Raw genomic sequence first — 9,529 nt, 5'->3', positions numbered from 1 at the left:
GATGACGATCCCCACGATGCCGATCCCTGCGACCACGGCCGCTGCGAGCACGCGTCGGTCGCGCTTGACCAGGCTGTTCGCGACCGCCGTGGCCACGATCAGCAGCGCCGTGCTGAACAGAGCGAACGTGGTGTTGTTCATGCCGTAGAAGCGGCCTGCGACCAGCGTGGGGATGCCCATGATCGCCGAGACCTGCAGGCGGGCGCCGGTGATGACGTCGATCGCGAGCACGATCGCGGTCACCCCGGCGACGACGGCGGCCGGGCCGAGCAGAGATCGTCGCCAGGTGGGGAGCAGGGCCAAGGCGACGATCGCGGAACCGATCACAGCGATGCCCGCGACCAGGGCCAGCAGGGCCGGCTCGAACCGCCACCAGGGCAGCAGGTTGGCGAGGTAGGACGACACCGGGATGGCCGCGACGGCGAGCGAGACCACGCGCATGGTGCGCAGCACCGGTTCGCGTCGGTCGGCGACCTTCCGCGCGAACCCGCGCCGGCGCAGCGCGAGGGTCACCGCCGCGTACAGCGTCAGGTTGATCAGCACGAGGCTGAGGAAGAATCCCGGGATGAGAGGCCGTTGCGCCTCGGCGTGCCGTTCGCGGTCCTGGGCGGCGTCGATGAGAGCACCGGCGTCAGCGGACGTGAGGGTCATCGGGCCGCCGATGGAGCTGGTGCCGCCATCGTCGAGGCCGAGCAGGTCGAGCAGCGTGGCGTGCTGGTCGGTGGCGAGCAGGTAGCCGGGCTGGCGGGTACTCGAGCTGGAGATCTGCGCGACGTCGTGCACGCCGGTGGCCACGAAGAAGCCGAGGGTGGCCGCCTCGGCGCCGACGCTGTCGGAGATGCCGGAGATCAGCACCACCGGGTCGCGGCCGCTGTCGGCGGCACCTGCCAGGATCGCCTCGAGTTCCTCGGCGATCCCGCTCAGCATGGCTTGACGGGGTTCCTCGGAGGCTTCATCGAGCCGCGCGGCGCCCATGTCGACGACCACCAGGTCGTCATCGACCAGCGCTTCGCGTACCTGCCCCTCCGCGCTCTCCGGCAGGTACGGCTGGTAGGCCTCGATGTCGCCGGTGCGGGTGGCGATCGCGAGACCCGCGCCCGCGCCGATCGCGCTCGCGGTGACGCCGGCCTCGGCCAGGGCGTCGCCCAGCAGACCCGGTTCAGCGGTGAACGAGGCAGCGTCGGCACGCTCCACATATCGTGACCATGCCGTCTGCCACCCGGGCGCCGTCGGGCTCTCGAGCGGGGCGCAACCGCTGTCGCCGCGCGCATCGCTGGCGCGGTTGCCGGCAGAGATCCCCAACCACCCGTCGACCGGGCACGCGGTCGCACCGGTGGAGCGGACCACCAGCGAGCCGACCGCCAAATCGCCACGCTCGTGCAGCAGCGGGTTGAGGACGCCCGCCAACTGGTCGCTGTCCGACCACCGCAGCCCCGGGATGCCCACGAGCAGGACCGGACGCTCGGGCTCATCGGCGCGCGCGCTGCCGGGCGCCGCGAGGATCAGCAGCGCGACCACGGTCGCGAGCAACGCAGCGAGCACCGCTGCTCGGGTCGTGGGCGTCCACCGGGTCCTGGTCATCGACTCCGAGGGTAGGCGGTCGGTGTGGTGAGCGTGTGGAGCACCGGTAGTGGCGCCGTCGAGCCTCGGCCTGCGCCGCCTGGCACCGCCCCGCAACCAGCCCGATGAACGTGGACTCACTCGACGTCAGATGCCCCAGAGGTCGAGGAACGCCACGCTCGGCGCAGACGAGTCTCAGTTAGCGGCAGGATGGGCACCATGTCGCTGCGCTACGCCTTCCTCGGACCGACCGGGACGTTCACCGAGGCCGCATTGCGGTCGGTCGTGGCTCCCGAGGACGTGGCGGTGCCGCAGACCGACGTGCCGACCGCGCTGGCGGCCGTGCGCAGCGGCGAGGTCGACCGCGCCGTGGTGCCGATCGAGAACTCGGTTGAGGGCGGCGTATCGGCGACCCTCGACGCGCTGGCCTCCGGAGAGCCGCTGGTCATCGTGGGCGAGTCGTTGGTGCGCATCGAGTTCGTGCTGGCGGTCGCGCCGGGAACGCGGCTGGCTGACGTGCGCGGTGTCTCGACCCACCCGCACGCGTGGGCGCAGACCCGCAAGTGGGTCGCCGCACACCTGCCCGGTGCGGTCCACGTGCCCGCGACCTCCACCGCAGCGGCTGCTGCGCTGCTGGCCGAGCCGGGCGAGCACGGTTTCGAGGCTGCCGCCGTGGCGCCGCACACCGCCGAGCAGTACGGCCTGACCGTGCTGGCCGCCGGCATCGAGGACAACAAGAACGCGGTGACGCGGTTCGTCGTCGTCGGCCGTCCAGGCCCTGTGCCGGATCGCACCGGGCAGGACAAGACCACGCTGATGATCCACCTACCCGACAACGAGGCCGGCGCGCTGCTGACGATGCTCGAGCAGTTCGCGGTGCGTGGCGTCAACCTCTCCCGGATCGAGTCCCGGCCGATCGGCGACTCGCTCGGCCGGTACGGGTTCTCGATCGACGTCGAGGGCCACATCGATGACGAGCGGGTCGCCGCTGCCCTCGTGGGGCTGCACCGCGTGTGCCCGATGGTGCGGTTCCTCGGCTCCTACCCGCGCGTGGACGGTCCCGGCTCGCCGGTGCGCCGCGGGTTCACCGACGACGACTTCCAGCAGGGCCGCGACTGGGTCGCCGACCTCCGCCGGGGCGTCCACCCGGCGTGATCCCGGTCAGCGTGTGCGCACCACCAGGGTCTCTGGCGAGACCCGCACGTGGAGGCCGACAGCCTCACCGATGAGGTCGCCGTCGACCTGGATCGGCTGCGGCTCCTCGGTGCGCACCGACACTGCGTGGCCCCGCCAGAACTCGATCGAGCCGGGCTGACCGGGCAGGTCGTGGCGCACCCCCACGCCCTGCAGCACGACCTTGCCGAAGAGTGAGGCCCACCCGAACAGCCCGCCGCGGGCGTCGAGGGCGGCGACATCGAGCCAGCCGTCGTCGATCTCGGCATCCGGGAGCAGCACGAGGTTGCCTGGCAGCCGGCCGCAGTTCGCGAAGACCAGGCTGCGCAGCTTCAGGTCGACGGCGGGCTGGTCGTCCACCTGCATCGTGAGCCGGATGCGGCGTCCGTGCAGGTGCCGCACGCCCGCCACGAAGTAGGCCAGCCACCCCATCCTGGCCTTGAGCTGCTCATCCGCGCCGGCCACCATGGCGGCGTCGAATCCCACACCGCCGGCGACGAGGAAGGCGTGCTCGTGCTCGTCGATGGCGCCGTCGGCACGCTCGGCGCGGATCCAGCCGAGGTCGATCGGGTGGTCGGTGCCGGTCAACGCGGTGGTGAGCAGCGCGCGGGTGCCGGCCTCCAGCGGCAGGTCGAGGTTGCGGGCGAGCAGGTTTCCGGTTCCGAGCGGGAGCAGCCCCATCGGGGTGCCGGTGTCCGCGAGCGCCTCGGCCACCGCGCGCACCGTGCCGTCGCCTCCCGCGGCGATCACCACCGACGCACCGGCCGCGATCGCCTGCTCGGCCTGGCCTCGGCCCGGGTCCTCGACCGTGGTCTCGAACCAGAGCGGCTCGGGCAGCCCGGCCGCCGCCGACAGCTCGCTCAGCAGCTCGTGCATCGTCTCCGGCCGCGTCACCTTGGTCGGATTGAGGATGATCGCGGCAGGGCCCGACGGCGGCCGGTCCCCCTGGTCGCTCGCGGTCGCCGATGTCAGGGCCGGGACCCGCTGCGCTCCGTTGCGCAGGCGTTTGAGCACCAGCAGGCCGACCACGGCCGCCACGACCGCGACGATCAGCGCCGCCACGCTCACGACCTGCTCCCACGACATGCGGTGAACCGTATCCCCACGCTCGTCCCCGTCCAGCTCCACCTCCACCTCGATTCGAGGTAATCCACGACCACCCCATGGCACCGGATTACCTCGACTGAGCGCAGCGGGAGGTGATCGGGCCGTGGGTGGGGTCGATACCCTCAGGGAGTGATCGACCTCAAGGCACTGCGCGACGACCCCGACACCGCACGCGCCAGCCAGGTCGCGAGGGGCGCCGACCCGGCCCTCGTGGACCAGTTGCTGGCCGCTGACGAACGCCGCCGGTCGCTGCTGGGCTCGTTCGAGCAGCAGCGCGCCGAGCAGAAGGAGCTGTCTCGGTCGATCGGCAAGGCTGCGCCCGAGGAGCGCGAGGCCGTGCTGGGCCGCGCCAAGGAGCTCGCGGCGCAGGTGAAGGAGGCCGAGGCACAGTCCGACGATGCCGCCGCCGAGCTCGACCGGCTGCTGTGGCAGATGCCGAACATCGTGGTCGACGGCGTGCCGGCGGGCGGCGAAGAGGACTTCGTGGAGCTGCGGCAGGTCGGCGCACCGCGCGACTTCGCTGCGGAGGGTATCGAGGTAGCCGACCACCTGGCGATCGGCGAGGCGCTGCGTGCGATCGACACCGAGCGCGGCGCCAAGGTAGGCGGTTCGCGGTTCTACTTCCTGACCGGCATCGGCATGCTGCTGGAGCAGGCGCTGCTGCAGTGGACGCTCAACCGGCTGGTGGACGCCGGCTTCACCCCGATGACCACACCCACCCTGGTGCGCCCGGAGATCATGGCAGGCACCGGGTTCCTGGGCGCGCACGCCGCCGAGATCTACCACCTCGAGGCTGATGACCTGTACCTCGTGGGCACCTCCGAGGTGGCGCTCGCGGGGTACCACAGCGACGAGATCCTCGACCTCACCGGCGGTCCGATCCGATACGCGGGCTTCTCGGCCTGCTACCGGCGCGAGGCCGGGTCGCACGGCAAGGACGTACGCGGCATCATCCGCACCCATCAGTTCCACAAGATCGAGATGTTCACCTACGCCCCGATCGAGCAGGCGGAGGCCGAGCACGAACGGCTGCTCGCCTTCGAGGAGGAGTCGCTGGCCGCGCTCGAGCTGCCCTACCGCGGCATCGACGTGGCCGCCGGCGACCTCGGCAGCTCGGCCGCACGCAAGTTCGACTGCGAGGCGTGGCTACCGAGCCAGCAGCGGTGGCTCGAGCTGACGTCGACCTCGAACTGCACCACTTTCCAGGCCCGCCGCTTGGGGATCCGGGAGCGGACCGCCGAGGGCGGCAATCGCCCAGCCGCCACGCTCAACGGCACGGGGATCACCACGCGGTGGCTGGTCGCCTTCCTGGAGAACCACCAGCAGGCCGACGGCAGCGTGCACGTCCCCGAACCGCTGCGGCCCTACCTCGGCGGGCGTGAGGCACTGGAGGTGCCGGCGTGACCGAGATGACCACCACCCCGGCGTTCACCCGCGACCTCGTCGCCGACCTGAGGCTCGGGCCGGACCTGCTGATCGGCCTCGACATCGACGGAACCATCCTCGGGATGGACGACTCGCTCTCCGGTCGCGTGCAGCGCGCGATCGCCCGCGTGGTCGACTCCGGCGCCCGCCTGGTGCTGGCGACCGGGCGCTCGCTCGTGGCGGTGCGCCCCGTGATCGAACGGCTCGGACTCACCGAGGGGTTCGCCGTGTGCTCCAACGGCGCGGTAACCATCCGGTTCGACGAGCGCGGCGACGAGATGGTGGACGTCATCACCTTCGATCCCGGCCCGGCCTTGCGGCTGCTGCGCGAGCACGCGCCCGAGGTAATCGTCGCCGTCGAGGACCTCGGCCGTGGCTTCAAGGTGACCAAGCCCTTCCCCGACGGTGAGCTGACCGGCACCCAGGAGGTGGTGCCGTTCGAGGAGCTGGTGGCGGCGCCCGCGACCCGTGTCACGCTCCGGGCGCCGGAATGGACGTCGCAGGAGTTCCACGACCTCGTAGCCAAGAGCGGACTGCACGGGGTGAGCTACGCCGTCGGCTGGTCGGCCTGGCTCGACATGACGCCAGACGGCGTCTCGAAAGCCTCGGCGCTCGAGGCTGTGAGGCAGCGGTACGACGTGCCGCAGGGGCGCACGCTCGTTGCCGGCGACGGGCAGAACGACATCGAGATGTTCCGGTGGGCCGGCGTCGCCGTCGCGATGGGCGGCGCCGATGACGTGACGAAGGCGGCGGCGACCGCCGTGACAGGACCCGTCGAGCTCGACGGGCTCGTCAGCGTGCTGGACGCTCTGCCGATTCCCTGACGCCCACGCGCTTGCTGCCCTGCAGGTGCACGGGTGTGCGCTCGGCACCCTTCCGCTTCGCCTGCCGGTTGCGGTAGACGAGGTTGAGCACCTCGACGCCGATCGCGAACCCGATCGGGCCGTAGATCAGCGCCTTGTCCACGTGGTAGCCGAAGCCTTCGCCCACGAGCGTGGCGCCGATGAGGATGAGGAAGCTCAGCGCGAGCATCTTGACGGTGGGGTGACGGTTCACGAAGTCGGCGATCTGGCCGGCGACCACCATCATCAGGCCGATCGACAGGACCACGGCGGCGATCATGATGATCAGGTTGTCGGTCATGCCGACGGCGGTGATGACCGAGTCGAGCGAGAACACCGCGTCGATGAGGATGATCTGGATGATCACCTTGCCGAACGTCGTCGAGCCCTTGGTCTCGTCCTGGTTCTCGTCCTCGCCCTCGAGCTTGTGATGGATCTCGGTGGTGGCGTTGTAGTTGAGGAACAGGCCACCGGCGAGCAAGATCAGGTCGCGTCCGGAGAACTCCAGCGCCTCGACGCTGCCGATGGAGACGATCGGGTCGGTCAGCCCCACGATCCATGACGCGAAGAACAGCAGCACGATCCGCAGCCCCATCGCGAGCGCGAGGCCGATGATGCGGGCCCGCTGCTGCTGATGCTTGGGCAGCCGGTTGGTGAGGATCGAGATGAACACGACGTTGTCGACACCAAGGATCAGCTCGAGAACGAACAGGGTGAGGAACGCGATGATCAGCTCGGGACCAAAAGGCATGGGCACACTGTAGAGGCGCCTCATGGCACCTCGGGGTCGACGAGGTGGGGAGATCTGCGCGGGGCGTGAGGCACAATCTCGTGCATGCCCGTCGGGATCGACGATGTTGCCCGCGCGGCCGGAGTCTCGACAGCGACGGTCTCCCGTGCGCTGCGCGGACTGCCGGACGTGCGTGCCTCCACGCGCGTGCACGTGCAGCAGGTCGCTCAGAGTCTCGGCTACGCACCGACGCCCTCCGCGGTGTCGCTGGCGTCGGGACGCACGCGCACGATCGGGCTGCTGACTCCGTGGGTGGCACGCTGGTTCCACTCGAACGTGATCGAGGGTGCGTGCCGGTCGCTGCGCGGCGCCGGCTTCGACGCGCTGCTGTCCTCGTTCGAGATCCACGACGACGCCACACGACCGCCGGTCAAGCTCGATGTGTTGCGCCGCCGGGTCGACGGCGTCCTGGTGGCAGGGATGACGATGTCACCTGTCGAGGTGGCGATGTTGGAGTCGCTTGCGGTCCCGCTCGTGTACGTCGGCTCCGGGCCGCCGGACCAGGTGTTGGTGCATGTGGACGACGTCGCCACCGCGCGCCGCGCCACCGAGCATCTGCTCGAGCTCGGGCACACCCGCATCGGCCACATCGGTGGCTATCCGACCGAGCCGACCCCGTGGGCGTCCGAGGTTGAGCGTGCTGCCGGCTATGCCGCGGCGATGCGGGCCGCGGGTCTCCCGCCGGACCCGGCACTGATGGCGTACGGCCGGTTCGAGCGCACCGGCGGCCGTTCGGGCGCGGCCGAGCTGCTCGACCGTGTCCCGGACCTGACCGCGGTCGTCGCCGACTCCGACGAGATGGCGTTCGGGGTGATCGACGTACTACGCGAGCGCGGGTTGCGGGCCCCTGACGATCTCTCCGTGATCGGGATCGACGGCCACCCTCTGGGCGATCTCGTGGGCCTGACGACACTGGCGCAGGACGCCGTGAGTCTGGGGGAGGTGGCGGCGCGGCTGTTGCTGGAGATGATCGGCGGGGCGAGCGTGGACCGTGAGGCGGTGTTCCCGACGACGTTGCTCGACCGGGGTTCGACGTGTCCCGTCCCGGAGCCCGCCGACACGACCGGGTCCGAGGACTTGACCTAATCGTTATCGACGGATTGCCCCGACCCTCTTGCGCATACCCCACCGTAAGCGCTTACGGTGGGGGCGCTCACCGCGAGCGCGGATGGGTGTGCAGCGACGAGGGAGACATCAGTGAGGATGACGAGCATGCGCCGGCGGGCCGGCGCGGTCCTGGCCGGGAGCGCTGCGGTGGCGCTCACCCTGACCGCCTGTGGCGGCAGCGGCGACCTCGGCGGCGGGGGCGGCGGAGGTGGTGGCGGCGGCGATGCCGACTGCGCCGACTACGAGCAGTACGGCCAGTTCGAGGGCGCGACCGTGACGATCTCGAGCACGATCTCCGACCCCGCCGAGTCCGACGGCCTCGAGGAGTCGTGGGCCGACTTCGAGGCGTGCACGGGGATCACGATCCAGCACAACGGCACCAACGAGTTCGAGTCTCAGATCTACGTGCAGGTCGAGGGCGGCAACGCCCCCAACCTGGCGATCGTGCCGCAGCCGGGCCTGCTCGCTCGACTCGTGGCCGACGGCCACGTGCAGGCGGCGTCCGACGACGTCGTGGCCACCGCTGAGGAGGGGCTCACCGAGGACTGGCTGCAGTACGGCACGATCGACGGCACCCTCTACGGTGTGCCGATCCTCGGCTCGGTGAAGTCGTTCGTGTGGTACTCGCCGGCAGCGTTCAACGAGGGCGGTTACGAGATCCCCACGACCTGGGACGAGCTGATGACGCTCACCGACCAGATCGCGGCCGACCACGGTTCCGACACGGTCAAGCCCTGGTGCTTCGGGATCGAGTCCGGTGGCGCCACCGGGTGGCCGGCCACCGACTTCGTCGAGGACATGGTGCTGCGCACCGCAGGCCCCGACGTCTACGACCAGTGGGTCGACCACGAGATCCCCTTCAACGACCCGCAGATCGTCGAGGCGCTCGACGCGGCCGGCGAGATCCTGCAGGACCCCGACCGCGTCAACGGCGGCATCGGCGACCCGCGGTCGATCGCGACCACGGCGTGGGCCGACGCCGGCCTGCAGGTCCTCGAGGACAACTGCTACCTGTTCCGCGCGGCCTCGTTCTTCGAGGCGCAGCTCCCGGAGGGCACCGACGTGGCTCCGGACGGCGACATCTACGCCTTCTACCTGCCGGCGCAGACGGCTGACGACCAGCCGCTGCTGGTCGCCGGCGACTACCTCGCCGCGTTCGACGAGGACGAGGCCACGATCGCCGTGCAGAACTTCATGTCGTCCGGTCTCTGGGCGGACACCCGTGTGAGCCTGGGTGGCGTCACCAGCCCGAACCAGGGTGTCGACCCGGCGAACGCCTCCTCCGACATGTTGCGCCAGACGCTGGAGCTCATGCAGGACCCGGACGCCGTGGCGCGCTTCGACGGTTCCGACCTGATGCCGTCCTCGGTCGGTGCAGGCTCGTTCTGGACAGCGATGACCAACTGGGTCGACGGCACGCAGTCCACCGACGAGGCGCTCACCGCCGTCGAGAACTCCTGGCCGAGCGACTGACGACCTCACACGGCCGGGGCGCGCCGTACCACAAGCGCCCCCGCCCACCCCC

General features: G+C 70.6%; 8 protein-coding genes. 5 read left to right on the top strand and 3 right to left on the bottom strand.

The window, feature by feature from the left end; all coding sequences use genetic code 11:
- Positions 1–1,581, bottom strand: a 1,581-nt coding sequence (locus ACOJSN_RS01590; RefSeq protein WP_420110756.1) for a hypothetical protein, incomplete at its 3' end; no start/stop codon positions are given.
- A gap of 189 nt (positions 1,582–1,770) precedes the next feature.
- Here ACOJSN_RS01590 and pheA point away from each other — a divergent pair.
- Positions 1,771–2,715, top strand: coding sequence for a prephenate dehydratase (gene pheA, locus ACOJSN_RS01585; RefSeq protein ID WP_420110755.1), 945 nt, complete (start codon positions 1,771–1,773; stop codon positions 2,713–2,715).
- A 6-nt stretch (positions 2,716–2,721) separates the two neighbouring features.
- On the opposite strand, the gene ACOJSN_RS01580 is transcribed toward pheA, so the two are convergent.
- The gene (locus ACOJSN_RS01580) at positions 2,722–3,819 is read right to left on the bottom strand and encodes a diacylglycerol/lipid kinase family protein (RefSeq protein ID WP_420110754.1); all 1,098 of its coding nucleotides are present in this window, start codon (positions 3,817–3,819) and stop codon (positions 2,722–2,724) included.
- A 150-nt stretch (positions 3,820–3,969) separates the two neighbouring features.
- On the opposite strand from ACOJSN_RS01580, the gene serS reads away from it, so the two are divergent.
- Complete coding sequence (gene serS / locus ACOJSN_RS01575; RefSeq protein ID WP_420110753.1) at positions 3,970–5,244, top strand: serine--tRNA ligase; 1,275 nt, start codon at positions 3,970–3,972, stop codon at positions 5,242–5,244.
- A 5-nt stretch (positions 5,245–5,249) separates the two neighbouring features.
- Complete coding sequence (locus tag ACOJSN_RS01570) at positions 5,250–6,089, top strand: HAD family hydrolase (RefSeq protein ID WP_420110758.1); 840 nt, start codon at positions 5,250–5,252, stop codon at positions 6,087–6,089.
- Here the strand turns inward: ACOJSN_RS01570 and ACOJSN_RS01565 are convergent.
- Complete coding sequence (locus tag ACOJSN_RS01565; RefSeq protein ID WP_420110752.1) at positions 6,058–6,858, bottom strand: TerC family protein; 801 nt, start codon at positions 6,856–6,858, stop codon at positions 6,058–6,060. The genes ACOJSN_RS01570 and ACOJSN_RS01565 overlap by 32 nt on opposite strands.
- Before the next feature lie 84 nt (positions 6,859–6,942).
- Between ACOJSN_RS01565 and ACOJSN_RS01560 the strand changes: the two genes are divergently transcribed.
- Both ACOJSN_RS01560 and ACOJSN_RS01555 read left to right on the top strand, forming a co-directional pair.
- A complete protein-coding gene (locus tag ACOJSN_RS01560) occupies positions 6,943–7,983 on the top strand; it encodes a LacI family DNA-binding transcriptional regulator (RefSeq protein ID WP_420110751.1) in 1,041 nt (346 codons plus the stop codon).
- A 117-nt stretch (positions 7,984–8,100) separates the two neighbouring features.
- Positions 8,101–9,477 (top strand): ABC transporter substrate-binding protein, encoded by a 1,377-nt coding sequence (locus tag ACOJSN_RS01555; protein WP_420110757.1) that lies wholly within the window; start codon positions 8,101–8,103, stop codon positions 9,475–9,477.
- The last annotated feature ends 52 nt before the right edge of the window (positions 9,478–9,529 follow it).

It is taken from the genome of Pseudactinotalea sp. (genome assembly GCF_048594945.1).
Taxonomy (GTDB): Bacteria; Actinomycetota; Actinomycetes; order Actinomycetales; family Beutenbergiaceae; genus Pseudactinotalea.
Note: the sequence above shows the minus strand (reverse complement) of the source record. Positions and strands in the feature narration are given on the sequence as shown.